Genomic DNA, 17,642 nt, shown 5'->3' with positions numbered 1-17,642 from the left:
AACTCTCGGGCGGCCTTGGCGTGTCCTGATCCCTGCAGACCGGAGTCAAGAACTCAGATGCGTCCTCCTCAATCAGCGATCGCGCGCGGCGTTGCCGTGAGTGTCGCGGCCAGCGGCCTGCTGGCGTTCCAGATCGCGCCCGCTTCGGCGGCGAGCGCAGGCCTCGTCATCAGCGAGGTCTACGGCGGCGGTGGCAACACCGGTGCCACCTTGACCAACGACTTCATCGAGCTGTCGAACCCCACCGACACCGACATCTCCGTCGACGGCTGGTCGGTGCAGTACCGCAGCGCCTCGGGCACCTCGGCCCAGGTCACGAACCTGACCGGCACGGTGCCTGCGGGCGGTCACTACCTCGTGCAGGAAGCTGCGGGCAGTGGCGGCTCGCAGGCGTTGCCGACCCCGGACGCCACCGGCTCGATCGCGATGTCCGGCTCCAACGGCCAGGTCTTCTTGGTGGACTCCACCGACCCCGTGGCCGCAGACGTCACCGGGGACGTCAAGGGCAGCGCAGCATTCGTCGACATGGTCGGCTACGGCAGCGCCGCGACCTACGAGACCGCGGCCACCGGCGCTCTCTCGGCCACCACCTCGGCCCAGCGCACCGCCGCAGACGCCGACGACAACAGCACCGAGTTCACCCTCGCCGCGCCCGACCCGCAGAGTTCCGGGTCGACCGGCGGCGGTGGTGGTGGCGACACCGAGCCGCAGAGCGTCACCATCGCCGAGATCCAGGGCACCGACACCGACACCTCGCCCCTGGCCGGCTCCGACGTCGTCACCGAGGGCGTCGTGACCGCGGCGTACCCGACCGGTGGCTTCAAGGGATTCAACCTTCAGACCGAGGGCACCGGCGCCGGCGACGACGCCACCCCCGGCGCGTCCGACGGCATCTTCGTCTACGCCCCTTCGATCGCCACCCTCCCCGAGGTGGGCGACTCCGTGCAGGTCACCGGTGCGGTCTCGGAGTACAACGGGCTCACGGAGCTGACGGCCTCCGACGTGTCCGCGACCGACGCCCCGCTCGACCCGGTCACCGCGCTCGAGACCGCGTGGTTCACCACCGACGAGGAGCGCGAGGCGCACGAGAGCGAGCTCGTCTCGCTCACCGACGACTTCACGGTCACCAACAGCTACGCCACCTGGCAGTACGGCGAGATCGGTCTGGCCACGGGCGACCACCCGCTGATCCAGCCGACCGAGGTCGAGGACTTCCAGACCGGTGACATCGCCGGTGTGGAGGCCGACAACGCCGCGCGCCTCCTGACGCTCGACGACGGCAGGTCCGCGAACTTCGGCGGCGCCGCGAGCGACGAGCCGAGCAGCTGGGTCGACGCCGACCACGCCGTGCGCGTGGGCGCCGCGGCCACGCTCAAGCAGCCGATGGTCATCGACTACCGCTTCGGTCTCTGGCGCGTGCAGCCGACCGCCCCGATCGAGGGGCTCGGCACCGACGTCGCCACCTTCGAGGACACCCGGGCCGACAACCAGGCGCCGGCCGACGTGGGCGGTGACATCCGTCTGGCCACGTTCAACGTGCTCAACTACTTCCCGACCACCGGCGAGGAGTACGTCGACTCGGGCCTGGGCACCTGCACCTACTACGACGACCGCGACGGCAACCACATCACGACCAACTCCTGCACCAACAACGGTCCGCGCGGCGCCGCCGACGACGCCAACTTCACTCGTCAGCAGGCCAAGATCGTCGATGCGATCAACAAGCTCTCCGCCAGCATCGTCTCGCTGGAGGAGATCGAGAACTCGGTGCAGTTCGGCAAGGACCGCGACTTCGCGCTGGCCAACCTGGTCGACGCGCTGAACGCCGCCGCCGGCCCGGACACCTGGGCCTACGTGCCCTCGCCCGACGCCTCGGCCCTGCCTGCGCTCGCCGACCAGGACGTCATCCGCACGGCGTTCATCTACAAGCCCGCCGCGGTGGAGCCGGTCGGAGATTCCGAGGTGCTCGTCGACGAGACCAACTTCGACAACGCCCGCGAGCCGCTCGCCCAGGCCTTCAAGGCCGCCGGGGGAGCCGATTCCGATGCGTTCGGCGTGATCGTCAACCACTTCAAGTCCAAGGGCTCATCGGGGGCCAGCGGCGACAACGCCGACCAGGGTCAGGGCGCCTACAACGCCGACCGCATCGGGCAGGCGCAGGCGCTGAGCGACTTCGCGAGCACGTTCAAGTCCGACCGCGGCATCAAGGCCCTCTTCCTCACCGGCGATTTCAACGCCTACTCCGAGGAGGATCCGGTGCAGGTGCTCGAGGACGACGGCTACACCGCCATCGAGTCCGACACCGCGGGCGAGGAGACCTACTCCTTCTCGGGTCTCTCCGGCTCGCTGGACCACGTGTTCGCGAACAACGCCGCGATGAAGATGGTGACCGGGGCCGACGTCTGGAACATCAACTCCGCCGAGACGGTGGCGTTCCAGTACTCGCGCTACAACAACAACGTCACCGACTTCTACGCAGCCGACCCGTTCGCGGCCTCCGACCACGACCCCGAGATCGTCGGCGTGAACCTGGCCGACACCTCGAACCAGGTCACGCTGAACCTGCTGGGGGTCAACGACTTCCACGGCCGCATCAACAAGTCCACCGTGTCGTGGGCCGGCACGGTCGAGAAGCTGACCCGCAGCGGCGGTGGCGACGACTCGACGCTGTTCATCGGTGCCGGTGACCTCATCGGCGCCTCGGAGTTCGCCTCGGCGATCGACGACGACCAGCCGACCATCGACGTCCTCAACGCGCTTGAGCTCGACGCGTCGGCCGTGGGCAACCACGAGTTCGACAAGGGCTGGATCGACCTGCGCGACCGCGTCATCGGTGCCGAGGGCTCACGCAACGCCCTGTGGGACTACCTGGGCGCCAACGTGTACGAGAAGGGCACCGAGAATCCGGTCCTGCCGGAGTTCGCGCTCTTCGACGTCGACGGCGTGACGGTGGGTGTGATCGGTGTCGTCACCGAGGAGACCAGCTCGCTGGTGAGCCCCGACGGCATCAAGGACATCGACTTCGGCAACGCCACCGACGCCGTCAACCGGGTCGCAGCGAAGCTGCACGACGGGGACGAGTCCAACGGCGAGGCCGACGTGATCGTCGCCAGCTACCACGCCGGAGCCAACCAGGGTGACAAGACCTACGAGGAGAACCTCGCCCAGGGCGGTGAGTTCGCCGAGATGGCGAGCGTCGACCCGGCCGTCGACGTGATCTTCAACGGTCACACGCACCAGACCTACGTCTACGACCAGCCCACCGCCGACGGCACCCGCCCGATGATCCAGACCGGGTCGTATGCCGCCAACGTGGGCCAGGTGCGACTGACGGTCGACTCCACCACGGGCGAGGTCGTCTCCTACGAGGCGCGCAACGTGCCGCGTCGCACCGACCGCACCGACGACGAGCTGGCCGCGACCTACCCCCGCGTGGCGAAGGTCAAGGAGATCGTCGACGCTGCTCTCGCTCACGCCGCGGAGGTCGGCAACCAGCCGGTCGCCGAGATCACGGACGACATCACCACCGCCTTCAACGGCGGCAAGCGCGACGACCGATCCGCGGAGTCGACCCTGGGCGACCTGGTCGGCAACGCACTGCGCGATGGACTGGACTTCGGCGATCCCGACCTCGGTCTGACCAACCCCGGCGGCCTGCGCGCCGAGTTGCTCTACGCCGGCGACACCAGCGAGAACGAGCAGAACACCGACGGTGTCGTCACCTACGCCGAGGCTAACTCGGTGCTGCCGTTCGGCAACAGCATCGCCCTGGTCGACCTGACCGGTGCCCAGCTGAAGAGCGTGCTGGAGGAGCAGTGGCAGCCCGCGGGCGCGTCGCGTCCGTACCTCCAGCTCGGGATGTCCGACAACGTCGAGGTCACGGCCGACGCGAGCAAGCCGGTCGGCGAGCGCATCACCTCGGTGATGATCGACGGTCAGCCGCTCGACCCGGACGCGACCTACACCGTGTCGACGTTCAACTTCCTCGCCTCCGGCGGTGACAACTTCACCTCCTTCCAGGACGGGAAGGTCACCGACACGGGCCTGCTCGACGCCGACCTGTGGCGCGACTACCTGGCCGACTCCTCGCCGATCGACCCCGACTACGCGCGCCAGCAGGTGTTCGAGTCGGGTCTGCCGGCGGAGATGACGCCGGGTCAGGGCTACTCGTTCACGCTGGGCACCGATCTCGACACCCCGTTGGCCCCGACCACGGGCGAGACCCTCGACCTCACCTCGCTCGGCTCGCCGGCGAACACCGAGGTCACGGCCACGCTCGTCGACGGCGACGACTCGACCGAGCTGGGCACGTTCGCCGTCGACGCCGGTACGGCGCAGGTCGACCTCGACGTCCCGGGCGACGCCCCGGCCGGCTCGGTCGTCGAGATGGTGGCCGCACCCAGCGGCACCACCGTCACGGTTCCCGTGGCGTCGACCACCCCGGACAAGCCGACGCCGACGCTCACGGTCCTCACGCGGCCCACGCACGTCGTGAAGGGCAAGACGCACCTGCTGGTGTACGTGGCGGTCGACGCGGGTGACGTGACGCCCTCCGGTGTGGTGCGCATCAACCCGCCGGGGGAGGGCTATCGCCAGGTTCCGATCGGTGAGAACGGCACGGTGCTGGTGCGGCTGAACAAGGTGTTCAACCGCACCGGTGAGAAGACGATCCACATCCTCTACAAGAAGGATCCGAACACCACCAACGCCCGTACCGCCACGACGATCCAGGTCTACAAGAAGTAGTCGACGCCTGATCGCCTCACGACGGCCCGCTCGAGCTTCGGCTCGGGCGGGCCTTCGCGTGGTCGGCGGTCGAGTACCGGTGCAGAGTTTTTAGGACTCCGCATCAGCCAGGTCGAATGCGGCCCGCACCAACGCGAGGTGGCTGAACGCCTGCGGGAAGTTGCCGACGAAGCGCTGCTCGCCAGGGTCGTACTCCTCGCTGAGCAGGCCGACGTCGTTGACCAGGCCGACCAGGCGGTCGAGCAAAGCATGCGCGTCGTCGAGGCGGCCGGCCTTCGCGTAGGCCGAGACCAACCAGAAGGAGCAGGCCAGGAACGGGTGCTCGTCGCCCTCGAGGCCGTCGACGCCGGACGTCGTGCGGTAGCGCAGCACGAGCCCGTCGCGCAGCAGATCGCGTTCGACGGCGCGGATCGTGCCCAGCATGCGCGGGTCGTCGCCGTCGACCAGGCCGACCGCCGAGAGCTGCAGCAGGGCTGCGTCGACCTCGTCGGTGTCGTAGTGCTGCGTGAAGCAGCCGCGCTGCTCGTCGTAGCCCCGGTCGAGGATCTCGGCTCGCACCTCGTCGCGGATCTTCCGCCACCGCGCGAGCACGTCGTCCTCGGCGGGCAGGCCCTCCTCCTCGACCGCACGCACGGCCCGGTCGAAGGCCACCCAGACCATCGCCTTGGAGTGCACGAAGTGTCGGGGCTCGCCCCTGATCTCCCACACGCCGCTGTCGGGCTTGTCCCAGTGCGTGGCCAGCTCCCCGAGCAGCGCCGTCTGCACCGCCCAGGCGTTGGCCGAGGCGTCGGGCTCGTCGTCCTGCTGGGCCTGCGTCGTGTGACGGCGCACCTTGGCCAGCGCGTCGACGACCTCGCCCAGCACGTCGTGCTGGAGTTGCGAGACGGCACCGTTGCCGACCCGCACCGGCGCGCTGTCGGCGTAACCGGGCAGGTGGTCGAGCTCGCGCTCGGGCAGCCGGCGGCCGCCGTCGACGGCGTACATGATCTGGAGATCCTCCGGGTCTCCGGCCACGGCGCGCAGCAGCCAGTCGCGCCACAGCACCGCCTCCTCGGTGAACCCTGCGCGCACCAGCGCGTCGAGGGTGAGGGCGGCGTCGCGCAGCCAGCAGTACCGGTAGTCCCAGTTGCGCTCGCCACCGAAGGCCTCGGGCAGCGAGGTGGTCGGGGCGGCGACGATGCCGCCCGTGGACTCGTGGGTCAGTAGTCGCAGCACCATCAGCGACCGGCGGACGACGTCGGCGTGCGGCAGCTCGTCGCGACAGCTGCCCAGCCACGCCTCGTCCTGCTCGACGGTCTCCGCGATCCGATCGTGCGGCTCGCCGAGGTCGTGGAGGTTCGCGGGGTCGTGATGCGAGGGGATCCATGTCATCGAGAAGGTCAACGACTCACCCGCGCTCACCTCGAAGGAGTCGGCGTGCGTGTGGTCGGTGGCCACGGGCAGGCGCGGACCACGCAGGATGAGCTTGTCGGGGCCGGCGATGGCCGTGATCACCGACTCCTCGCCGAGATCCTCGCGGCGCACCCACGGCCGGACCGACCCGTAGTCCATGCGCACCCGCCACTCGTGACGCATGCGCACCGTGCCTCGCACCCCGACCAGGCGGCGCAGCAGGTCGGCCCGGCTGTCACCACGGGGCATGGCGTCGATCAGGGTGACCTCGCCCCCAGACGTCGTGAACGTCGTCTCCAGAACCCCGGACTCTCCGACGTAGCGGCGGTGCACCTCGTAGTCGTCTTCCGGCGCCAGCAGCCAGCGGCCGTGCTCCTCGCTGCCGAGCAGTGCGGCCAGGCAGGCGGGGGAGTCGAAGCGTGGTAGGCAGAGCCAGTCGATGGATCCGTCGAGTCCGACCAGGGCTGCGGTGCGGCGGTCGCCGATGAGGGCGTACTGCTCGATGGGGAGGGCCACGGCCACAACGTAGTCGGCGGTGCCTCGAAGTTCCGCTCCAGAAGGGCTGGCTTCGCTTCGGAAGGGCTTGGAGCTCGCTGCGCTCGCCGCCCTCTCTTTCGCACCCCCCAGGCTCGCTTCGCTCGCGGGTGGTGCGGACGAACGTCCACGAACCGGGAGTCCTCACCCGGGAAGAGGGCGGGCTCGGGTAGCGTTGAGCACCACAGTCGGCGACGGTGACGTCGCAACCCGTCCGTGGCAGAAGGGGAGGAGGCCCATCATGGTGCTGTTCCGCCGTCTGCTGGGCGACGTGCTCCGTGCCCACCGTGTGGAGCGCGGACTCACGCTGCGTGAGCTCTCGCAAGAGGCCCGCGTGAGCCTGGGGTACATCAGCGAGATCGAGCGAGGGCAGAAGGAGGCGTCCTCCGAGCTGCTGGCCTCGCTCTGCTCGGCCCTCGACCTGCCGCTGTCGTCGGTGCTGCGATCGGTGAGCGACGCCGTCGCGGTCGAGGAGGCCGTGCTGGCCGGCGCCATGCCGATGCCCCTGGCTTCGGGCGATCCCTCTCTCGACACGCCGGTGGCCTCGGCCGCCTGAGGATTCGCTGCCCCGGTACGACACGATCAGGTGAACATTCCAGGTTTGGGGTGACCGCGGCCCGCCTCGTGCTGTTGGCTGTGCCCCATGACTGTGTCTGCGCTGCGGTGCGCGTCTCGTGGTGTCGTATCCCTGACCCTGGCGGCGTCCGCCGCGCTGGTCGCACTCGGTGGGGCGCCCACGTCTGCCACCGCGGCCGAGCCCGGGCCGGGGAGTGACACCCGGACCTTCGACCGGCTGCACGACTTCACCCTGCCGCGCAGTGGCGAGCTCGACGGCCGGCCGCTGCGCGTGCAACCCGATCGTTACGCGGCCTTCGACGTCGACGTCGACCAGCTCGCGGCTGCACTGCCAGGCAGCACGGGCACGAGCCGCATCACGCTCCCGGGCCCCTCGGGCACGCGGCACACGTTCGTGGTCGCCGAGGACTCCGTCATGCAGGCTGGGCTGCAGAAGGCACACCCCGACATCCGCACCTACGCCGGCCACGAGCTGGGCACCGCAGACGGCGCGGCGCGCAGCATCCGCCTCGACGTCTCGCCGCTGGGTGTGCACGCCTCGGTGCGCGGTGAGGGTGGCGAGGGCACCTGGTACCTCGACCCCGTCGTCGATGCCATCGGCACGACCGAGCACCTCAGCTACCGGGCCTCGGCGCTGCCCGCCGGTCAAGGCCTCGAGGAGGCGCCGTTGACGGACGCGCTCGACGGCGCGGTCAGCTCCGCCGACCTGCGCCAGGCGGCCCGCGCCGCCCGCACCGCGCCCGACGCGTTGGTGACCCGACGCACCTTCCGGCTGGCGCTGGTCACCGACCCCGCCTACGCCGACTACTTCGGCACCGACGGTCAGCCCGCCTCCTCCGACGTCGTGCTCGCGGAGAAGGTGATCTTGATGAACCGGGTGAACCAGATCTACAACGACGACTTCGCGATCCACCTCGTGCTCGTCGACGGCACCGACCAGCTGGACTTCGCCACGACCGAGGAGGCGACGGGCGCCGACGGGCCGTGCGGGGTAGACGCCTGCTACGACCCGGACGACCTCGATCCCGACACGGGCGGCTGCTCCAGCGGACTGCTGACCCGCAACCAGTTCGTCATCGGTCAGCTGATCGGCGCCGACGACTACGACATCGGCCACATCATGTTGGGCATCAACGGCGGCGGCGTCGCCGGCCTCGGCGTGGTCGGAGGCGAGGACAAGGCCGCAGGCTGCACGGGTCTGCCGTTCCCCGAGGGCGACTTCATGGCCATCGACTACGTCGCGCACGAGATGGGCCACCAGTTCGGTGCCAACCACACCTTCGACGGCACCGAGAACGCCTGCAGCGCCGGCAACCGCAACGGCGCCACGTCGGTCGAGCCGGGATCCGGTTCCTCGGTCATGGCCTACGCCGGCATCTGCGGCACCGACGACCTCCAGCCGCACACCGACCCCTACTTCTCCCAGCGCTCGATCGACGAGTTCACCGAGCACGTGACCGGCAGTCCGTCGAGCTACCAGGAGTTCCAGACCATCACGCTGCGCAACTTCGACACCGACGGCGAGACGGTCAACCTCTCCTACGAGGGGCGGGTCACCTCCATCGTGCGCGGCACCAGCTACAACAAGGTGCAGGTGCAGAACAAGCTGCGCGATCTCACCGGCGCGAACGTCACCGTCGGTGGGTACGACAGCGGTCAGCTCCAGCTCAACGACGGTGGCTTCTACGTGCAGTGGCCGGGCACGGCCGATCACCCCCGGATCCAGGTCACGTCGACCACCGGTGACGTCGAGGCCTTCGTCGGCGTGCAGACCAACGGTGGCCCCGGCACCAACCAGGGCACGGCGAGCGTCACCACCAACCACGCGCCCAGCGTCACGGCTCCGGCCGCCAAGACCATCCCGCTGCGTACGCCGTTCACGCTCACCGGCTCGGGCACCGACTCCGACGGCGACTCGCTGCTCTACCTCTGGGAGCAGAACGACGTCGGCAATCCGCTCCAGGGCACCGGGCTGGTCGACAACAACAAGACCACCGGTCCGTTGTTCCGCGTCTTCGGCACCCGGGCGGATGTGTCCCTCGAGGACTCTTTGACCTACGAATCGGAAGGCGAGAACCTCGCCGACGGCAACCCGTCGCGCACCTTCCCCGACATGGCGCAGATCCTGGCCGACAACACGAACGCGGCCACCGGCAGCTGCCCGACAGCCGGGACGGCGCCGGTCGACCCGACGATCGTGGACTGCTACTCGGAGTTCCTGCCCACGGCGGCCTACCGACTCGCGTCCGGTTCGTTGACCTTCCGGCTCACGGCGCGCGACCTGTTCGCGACCGGCGGGGGCACGCAGTACGACGACACCACCTTGACCCTCGGGTCGGCGGGCCCCTTCCGCGTCACCTCGCAGCCGACGCCGGACAGCGGCCAGCCGCAGCTCGACGTGGTCGGCGGGCAGCCGGGCACGATCACCTGGGACGTCGCCGGCACCGACTCCGCCACCTACGCCCAGAACGTGCGGATCCTGCTGTCGACCGATGGTGGTCAGAGCTTCGACACGGTGCTGGCGCAATCCACACCCAACGACGGCTCCGCCGACGTGACGTGGCCGCAGGTCGACACCGACCAGGCGCGGATCAAGGTCGAGGCGGTCGGTAACTACTTCTTCGACGTCAACCGAGCCGACTTCGCCATCACGCCCTCCTTGGCCGTGACGGCGAGCCCGGAGCAGACCTCGGGCCAGTACAGCGACTCGCTCGACCAGGCCGTGCAGGTCACCGTGACGGCCGCCGAGACCGACGGCTCCGACCTGGGCCTCGAGGTCTCCGGGGTGCCGGGCCTGACCGCCACGCCGGTCTCGACCAGCGCCTCCGGTGAGCGTCCGGGCACGGCGACCTTCTCCGTCGACGGACCGCTCACCGGTCCGGTCGGTCAGCAGACCGCCACCCTGACGGCCACCGCGCCCGACGTCGAGTCCGCCACCAGCGACCTGCCGGTGGAGGTGCGGCCGGAGGATGCTTCGGTGAGCTACACCGGCGACACCGCCGTGGAGGCCACCCAGAACCCGCAACCCGTGGCGCTGTCGGCCACGGTCGCCCAGCCGGACGACGGCACCCCCGGTGACCTCACCACCGCGAAGGTCGACTTCGTGGACCGCGACAACGGCGACGTGCTGTGCACGGCGTCGGTGGCGTCCGACGGTCACGCCGCCTGCGGCGCGCTGCTGCCCCACTCGGGCGCCAGCACGACGTACACGATCGGCAGCGTGGTGGGGGGCCGCTTCGAGCGTGACGACGCCGCCGACGATGCGACGCTCGTGGTGAGCGACACCGACACCACGGCCCCGGAGACGACGATCACCAGCGGGCCCAAGGAGCGTTCGTTCCCGCTGCGGACCGACTCGATCACCTTCGGGTTCGCCTCGAGCGAGAGCGGCAGCACCTTCGAGTGCACCTTCGACGGTGCTCCGGCCGACTGCTCGGGTGGCTCGGTGACCTTCACGGGGCTCACCCAGAGCACGCACCGTTTCGAGGTGGCCGCGCGTGACGCCGCCGGCAACCTCGACCCGACGCCTGCCGTGCGCACCTTCGCGACTCCGGTCGAGGCACGCCGCCTCACCCAGGAGACCGACGGCTGGCGGCTGCGCCGGGGCGGGCACTACTACCGCAACCGGATGCTCGTCACCGCCCACCGCGGGCAACTGCTGAGCTACCGGGTCACCGACGCCACCAAGGTGGGGCTGTTCGTCACCAAGCAGCCCGGCTTCGGCAAGGTGCGGGTGTTCCTCGATGGCAAGCGTCTGACGGTGATCGACCTCGACCGGGCCACGAAGAAGAACGGCGCCTACGGCAAGATCGCGGTCTTCGACACGCCGCGATCAGGTCTGATCACGATCAAGACCATCCGCGACAAGAAGGTCAAGATCGAGGGACTCGGCGTCTACAGCCCGCCGGTCGGGTGAGCTCTGGGTCAGCCTCCACGGGGACTCAGGCGTAGTCCCCGTGGAGTGGCCACGAAGCCGGCGGCCTGCAGCGACTCGCGCAGTGCGCTGCCCGAGCCGAGCAGAGGTGCGCCGTCGGCCTTCTCGACGCTGACGCGGCCGAGCGCGCCCTCGCGTGCCGCGTCGGAGAGGGCCGAGGTGGCGGGGTCGAGCAGCCGCCGGTCGTCGGACCAGCTCAACAGCGTGCGGCCGCCGCGCTCGACGTAGAGCGCCAGATGTCCCTCGACCAGCACGACCAGGGCGCCGGCCTTGCGACCGGGGCGATGGCCGGACTCCGCGCCCTCGCTGCCCCCGGAGTCACCGCCGGCGCGTTCGGGCCACGGCAGCGCCGCGCCATAGGGGTTCGCCGGGTCGGTGGCCGCCAGCAGGACGGCGGTGGGCGCGGCTCCGCCCGCGTCGTCGAGGGCGTCGTCGGTGAAGGTGCGCAGCCGGTCGACCGACCCGGCGGTGCCGAACTGCGCCGCGCCGAGGCCGGCGACGAAGTAGCCGCGTCGCGCGCGGCCGGAATCCTCGAACGCCGAGAGCACCTTGTAGACGCCGGCGAAGCCGCCGGGCACCCGCTCGCCGACCACCGCGCCGCGGGTCAGCACGCCATGACGCTCCAGCAGTTGCTCGGCGCGCGCGTGGGCGCGCCGGGTGGGGTCATTGTCGACGGGCGGCAGCAGGGCCCAGCGGCCGGCGGCACTCGCCGGAGCCGAACGGGTCAGGGTGGAGCGGGGTCGAGGCGGACGACGCCGCGCGCTCCCGGCGCGTGAGCGCGAGGTGCGCGGTGCGCTGCGGCCCGTGCTGGTCAGAGCCCGTAGCGGGGCGAGGGTGTCGTTGCCCACCCGGCCGCTCCACACCAGCTCCCAGAGCGCCGCCGCCACCGCGTCGTCGGTCGCGTGGACACCGGCGGCGCTCACCTGCCCCGCGAGCTGCCGGAAGAACCAGGCTCCGCCACCGTCGAGAGCGGCGAGCACCGCCTCGAGCACCTCGGAGTGCTGAGGCGGGGTCGGCTCGGGCAGGGTCAGGTGTGCCTGGTCGGCCAGGTGCAGCGAGACCCAGCCGTCGCCGCCCCCGCCACCGCGAGAACCCGAGCCCAGGGCGCCGTGCCCCGCCCACACGATCTCGCCGGTGGCAGTCAGCTCGTCGAGCATCGACGACTCGTAGTCACGCACCCGGGCGGGCAACACCAGCGACTCCAGCGCGCTGGCCGGCAGCACACACCCGGCGAGCTGCTCGACCGCCCCGAGCACGCCGTCGACCCCGCGCAGTCGCCCGGCGGAGACCTGCTGCCAGGCCGGGGTGAACCGGGCGAGCGTCTCCGGCTCGACCGGCTCGACCTCCTCGCGCAGCCGGGCCAGCGAACGGCGCCTGATGCGGCGCAGAACCTCGGCGTCGCACCACTCCGAACCCGACCCCGACGGCCGGAACTCGCCGTCGACCACGCGCCCCTGGGCGGCCAGGCGCTGCAGCGTGTGCCGGACGACGGCCGTGCCCAGGCCCAGGCGGGTCGCCACCTCGTCGCCGGTGAACGGGCCGTGCGTCCGGGCGAAGCGGCCGACGAGGTCGGCCAGCGGATCCTCCACCGGGTCGGTGAAGGCGGTCGGCGTGCCGGGCGGCACGGGCACGCCCAGCCCGTCGCGCAGCCGGGCGACGTCCTCGATGCCGGCCCACCGCTCCTCGCCGGCCATGCGCACCTCGATCAGGCGTCGTGCCGAGACGAGGTCGGCGGCCCAGGCCTCGACGGTCGCGGGCTCGGTGCCCTCGGCGGCACGGGCGACCACCTCGGTGGTGGTGAGCGGGCCGAGCAGCCGCACCAGGTCGGCCAGGCCCTCGGGGCCGTTGGCACGACGCTCCGGGTGCGTGCGCTGGAGCTCGGCCTCGACCTCGGCGAGCACGTCGGGGTCGAGCAGTTCGCGCAGCTCGGCCCGGCCGAGCAGCTCCGCGAGCAGGCCCTGGTCGAGCGAGAGGGCGGCCGCCCGTCGCTCCGCGATGGGGGAGTCGCCCTCGTAGACGAACTGGGCGACGTAGCCGAACAGCAGCGACCCGGCGAAGGGCGACGGGGACGCCGTGGGCACGTCGACGACCTGCACCTCGCGCCGCTCCAGACGCCGCATCAGGCCGGTGAGACCGGGCAGGTCGTAGACGTCTTGGAGACACTCGCGCACCGCCTCGAGCACGATGGGGAACGAGGGGTACTTCACCGCGACGTCGAGCAGCGCCGCCGCCCGCTGTCGCTGCTGCCACAGCGGCGAGCGGCGTCCGGGGTCGCGCCGAGGCAGCAGCAACGCCCGCGCTGCGCACTCGCGGAACCGGGAGGCGAACAGGGCCGACCCGCCCACCTCGGCGGTGACGACCTCGTCGATCTCGTCGGCGTCGAAGACCACGATGTCGGCCCCGGGCGGCTCGGCCTCGGTGTCGGGCACGCGCACGACGATGCCGTCGTCGCTGGCGACGGCCTGGCCCTCGATGCCGAAACGCTCGCGCAGCCGGGCGTCGATGGCCAGCGCCCACGGCTGGTGCACCTGGCGGCCGTAGGGGGAGTGCAGCACGAGGCGCCAGTCGCCGAGCTCGTCGCGAAACCGCTCGAGCACGAGAGTGGTGTCGGTGGGCAGCACGCCGGTGGCCTCGAGCTGCTCGTGAAGGTAGTCGACGAGGTTGCCGGCCGCCCACGCGTCGAGCCCGCGCTCGCGCACCGCCTGCTCCGCCTTCGCACGCGGCATGGCGCCGAGCTCGCGCGCGGTGCGGCCGACGGCCTCGCCGAGCTCGAAGGGTCGGCCGAGACCGTCGCCGCGCCAGAAGGGGAGCCGACCGGGGATGCCGGGCGCGGGAGTGACCAGCACCCGGTCGTGGGTGATGTCCTCGATGCGCCAGCTGGTGGCGCCCAGTGCGATGACGTCGCCGACGCGGGACTCGTAGACCATCTCCTCGTCGAGCTCGCCCACGCGCGCGCCAGGGCCGGACCCGGCGACGAGGAAGACGCCGAAGAGGCCGCGGTCGGGGATGGTGCCGCCACTGGTGACGGCCAGCCGCTGCGCGCCGGGCCGGGCGGTGAGGGTGTCGGTGACGCGGTCCCAGACCAGGCGAGGCCGCAGCTCGGCGAACTCGTCGGAGGGGTAGCGGCCGGCGAGCAGGTCGAGCACGGCGTCGAACGCCGACCGGGGCAGCTCGGTGAACGGCGCTGCCCGGCGTGTCAGGGCGTAGAGGTCGTCGGCGCTCCACGCCTCCATCGCGGTGGCGGCGACGATCTGCTGCGCGAGCACGTCGAGCGGGTTGGTCGGCACCCGCATCGACTCGATCGCGCCGGTGCGCATGCCCTCCACGGAGACGGCCGTGGGCAGCAGGTCGCCGCGGTGCTTGGGGAAGAGCACGCCGCGGGAGACCTCGCCGACCTGGTGCCCGGCCCGACCGACGCGCTGGAGGGCGCTGGCCACGCTCGGAGGCGACTCGATCTGCACGACGAGGTCGACGTCACCCATGTCGATGCCGAGTTCGAGACTGCTGGTGGCGACCACCGCGGGCAGCCGGCCGCGCTTGAGGTCGTCCTCGATCAGCGCCCGCTGCTCCTTGCTGACCGACCCGTGGTGCGCGCGCGCCAGGGTCGGTGCCGCGCCGGAGGTGCTGCCCGCCTGGCCCATCGCCTCGGCCGGCGCCCCCGTGTGGTCGCGCTCGGCACGCTCGTCGGGTTCGACGCCGGCACGGTCGGCGGCGATCTCGTTCAGCCTCGCCGTGAGTCGCTCGGAGAGCCGCCGGGAGTTGGCGAAGACGATGGTGGAGCGGTGCTCGCCGATGAGGTCGGCCACCCGCTCCTCGACGTGCGGCCAGATCGAGCTGCCCCGCCGGCCGGAGTCGGGGTCGTCCTCGTCGAAGTCCTCCACGCCGCCCGGCGCGGTCATGTCCTCGACGGGGACGACGACCGAGAGATCCCAGCGCTTGCTCGCCGGCGGTGCCACGATCTCGACCGGGGCGACCCCTCCGAGGAAGCGTGCGACCTCCTCCAGGGGCCGCACGGTGGCGGAGAGACCGATGCGCTGGGCGGGGGTCTCGAGCAGTTCGTCGAGCCGTTCGAGACTCAGGGCCAGGTGGGCGCCGCGCTTCGTGCCGGCCACGGCGTGCACCTCGTCGACGATCACGGTGTGCACCCCGCGCAGAGCCTCGCGGGCCTGGCTGGTGAGCATCAGGAACAGCGACTCCGGCGTGGTGATCATGACGTCCGGAGGCCGGGTGGAGAGCCGGCGTCGGTCGGCGGCCGAGGTATCGCCCGAGCGCACGCCGACGCTCACCTCGGGCACGTCGATGCCGAGCCGGTCGGCGGTGTGCCGGATGCCGGTGAGGGGTGCACGAAGGTTGCGCTCGACGTCGACCGCCAGCGCCTTGAGCGGGCTGACGTAGAGCACCCGGCAACGCCGCTCCTTGCTCGCGGGCGCCGGGGCCGTGAGGACCGAGTCGATGGCGGAGAGGAACGCGGCGAGGGTCTTGCCGGAGCCCGTGGGGGCCACGACCAGGGCGTGCCGCCCCGCCCCGATCGCCTCCCAGGCGCCGGCCTGGGCCGAGGTCGGCTCGGCGAAGGCCGCCGAGAACCACGTGCGCGTGGGCTCGCTGAACCGCGCCAGGGGGTCGGCGGGGGCTCCAGCTGCATCGGGCACCCGCACATCTTGGCCGAGACCACCGACTGGCCCCAGACTCCGGTGGGTGGCAGGCGGATGGGGAGCAGCAGGTCAGGCCCAGGCGTACGCCGATACGTGCGCGGTGCTGTGCGCGGGCGCGCACGACGCCGTGCTCGCGGCACTCGACGTGCGACCGGGCGAGCGGGTGGTCGATGCCGGCGCGGGCGACGGCCGGCTCAGCGCGCGGCTCGTCGACGCCGGGGCACACGTGACCGCGGTCGACCCGGACCCCGGCATGCTCGCGCTGGTCGCGGGCAACGCGCCCGGCGCCGTCCGGGTCGAGGCGGCGCTGCCCGAGCTGCCGCTGGCCTCCGCGGTCGTCGATGCGGTCGTCGCTTGCTTCGTCGTCAACCACCTGCCCGACCCGCGCGCGGGCGTGGCCGAGCTGGCTCGTCTGGTGCGCCCTGGCGGCCGCGTGGTCGTGGCGATCTGGCCCTCGGAGGCGAGTGCCCAGACCCGGTTGTGGGCGGCGGCGCTGGCACGGGCCGAGATCGACGGTCCGCCCGGTCCGCGGCTGCCTGCCCACCTGGACTTCGAGCGCACGGTGGCCGGCACAGCCTCCCTGCTGCACGAATCGGGTCTGGTCGAGGTCACCTCGCACTCGGTGGAGTGGACCTACGAGGCAGATCGCGACGCTCTGTGGCGAGCCGCGTCGGCCGGCATCGGCGGCATCGGGACCACCGTGGCGCGCCTCGACGATGCACAGCGGCATCGCCTGCGGACCGCCTACCGGGTGCTGGTGGCCGACCACGTGGTCGGGAACAGGCTACGGCTGCGCACCACCGCCGTCCTGGCCACCGGCCAGGTTGTCGGCGATACCTTCTAGGGTGTCGGGGGTGGAGGCAAAACTCGGGGAGTCGATGATCCGCGCTGTCGGCCTGCGCAAGCGCTTCGGCGACTTCGAGGCGGTGCGCGGCATCGACGTCGACGTACGGCGAGGCGAGTCGTTCGGCTTCCTCGGCCCCAACGGCGCGGGCAAGTCCTCGACGATGCGCATGGTCGCCGCCGTGTCGCCGGTCACCGAAGGCGAGCTGCGCATCCTCGGGATGGACCCGGCTACCGACGGGCCGGCCATCCGTGCCCGCATCGGCGTGTGCCCGCAAGACGACACCGTCGACACCGAGCTGTCCGTGCGCGAGAACCTCTACATCTACGGGCGCTACTTCGGTCTGCCCCGCAAGGAGGTGCGCGCGCGGGTCGACGAGCTGTTGGAGTTCGTGCAGCTCACCGAGAAGGCGAACGCAGTCGTCGACGACCTCTCCGGCGGCATGAAGCGGCGGCTCACCATCGCCCGCTCGTTGGTGAACCGACCCGAGATCCTGCTGCTCGACGAGCCCACCACCGGGCTCGATCCGCAGGCGCGACACGTGGTGTGGGAGCGGCTCTTCGCACTCAAGCAGCAAGGCGTGACGCTCGTGCTCACCACGCACTACATGGACGAGGCCGAGCAGCTCACCGACCGGCTCGTGGTGATGGACAAGGGTCTGATCGTGGCGGAGGGCTCGCCGCTGAGCCTCATCGCCGAGCACTCCACCCGCGAGGTGGCCGAGCTGCGGTTCCCGGTGCCACCCGAGGGCGGGTCGCACGCACCCATGGCCGCGCAGGTCGAGGATCTCGCCGACCGTGTCGAGGTGCTGCCCGACCGGTTGCTGCTCTACACCGACGACGGCGAGGAGTGCGTCGCCAAGGTGCACGAGCGCGGCCTGGAGCCGGCCGCCACCCTCGTGCGGCGCTCCTCGCTCGAAGACGTCTTCCTGCGGCTCACCGGCCGGACCCTGGTCGATTGAGGC

Annotated in this window: 7 protein-coding genes; 5 read left to right on the top strand and 2 right to left on the bottom strand. The window is 71.4% G+C overall.

Features of this window, described 5'->3' with window-relative positions; all coding sequences use genetic code 11:
- Window positions 1-96: 96 nt before the first annotated feature.
- Window positions 97-4,746, top strand: a complete 4,650-nt coding sequence (locus tag ISG29_RS11340) for an ExeM/NucH family extracellular endonuclease (protein WP_194503514.1) — start codon at window positions 97-99, stop codon at window positions 4,744-4,746.
- Between the two features lie 90 nt (window positions 4,747-4,836).
- Here ISG29_RS11340 and ISG29_RS11335 read toward each other — a convergent pair whose 3' ends face one another.
- Complete coding sequence (locus ISG29_RS11335; RefSeq protein WP_194503513.1) at window positions 4,837-6,654, bottom strand: glycoside hydrolase family 15 protein; 1,818 nt, start codon at window positions 6,652-6,654, stop codon at window positions 4,837-4,839.
- A 259-nt stretch (window positions 6,655-6,913) separates the two neighbouring features.
- Here ISG29_RS11335 and ISG29_RS11330 point away from each other — a divergent pair, with 259 nt between their 5' ends.
- Together ISG29_RS11330 and ISG29_RS11325 are read left to right on the top strand one after the other, a co-directional pair.
- Window positions 6,914-7,228 carry a helix-turn-helix domain-containing protein gene (locus ISG29_RS11330; protein ID WP_194503512.1) on the top strand — a complete coding sequence of 105 codons (315 nt, stop codon included), beginning with the start codon at window positions 6,914-6,916 and terminating at the stop codon, window positions 7,226-7,228.
- An 87-nt stretch (window positions 7,229-7,315) separates the two neighbouring features.
- Window positions 7,316-11,164 carry a M12 family metallo-peptidase gene (locus ISG29_RS11325; RefSeq protein ID WP_194503511.1) on the top strand — a complete coding sequence of 1,283 codons (3,849 nt, stop codon included), beginning with the start codon at window positions 7,316-7,318 and terminating at the stop codon, window positions 11,162-11,164.
- Window positions 11,165-11,172: 8 nt separating this feature from the next.
- Here ISG29_RS11325 and ISG29_RS11320 read toward each other — a convergent pair whose 3' ends face one another.
- Window positions 11,173-15,831 (bottom strand): ATP-dependent helicase, encoded by a 4,659-nt coding sequence (locus tag ISG29_RS11320; protein WP_194503510.1) that lies wholly within the window; start codon window positions 15,829-15,831, stop codon window positions 11,173-11,175.
- Window positions 15,832-15,877: 46 nt separating this feature from the next.
- Between ISG29_RS11320 and ISG29_RS11315 the strand changes: the two genes are divergently transcribed.
- Both ISG29_RS11315 and ISG29_RS11310 read left to right on the top strand, forming a co-directional pair.
- Window positions 15,878-16,678, top strand: a complete 801-nt coding sequence (locus tag ISG29_RS11315; protein WP_194503509.1) for a class I SAM-dependent methyltransferase — start codon at window positions 15,878-15,880, stop codon at window positions 16,676-16,678.
- A gap of 10 nt (window positions 16,679-16,688) precedes the next feature.
- Window positions 16,689-17,639 carry an ABC transporter ATP-binding protein gene (locus ISG29_RS11310; protein ID WP_456237962.1) on the top strand — a complete coding sequence of 317 codons (951 nt, stop codon included), beginning with the start codon at window positions 16,689-16,691 and terminating at the stop codon, window positions 17,637-17,639.
- Window positions 17,640-17,642 lie beyond the last annotated feature (3 nt).

The sequence above is a fragment of the Nocardioides acrostichi genome, assembly GCF_015319165.1.
Classification (GTDB): Bacteria; Actinomycetota; Actinomycetes; order Propionibacteriales; family Nocardioidaceae; genus Nocardioides; species Nocardioides acrostichi.
This window is presented reverse-complemented; position numbering and strand designations above follow the sequence as displayed.

Coding starts and splice junctions, on each gene's coding strand:
- ISG29_RS11330 (WP_194503512.1), top strand. CDS start 6,914: ATGGTGCTGTTCCGCCGTCTGCTGGGCGACGTGCTCCGTGCCCACCGT.
- ISG29_RS11325 (WP_194503511.1), top strand. CDS start 7,316: ATGACTGTGTCTGCGCTGCGGTGCGCGTCTCGTGGTGTCGTATCCCTG.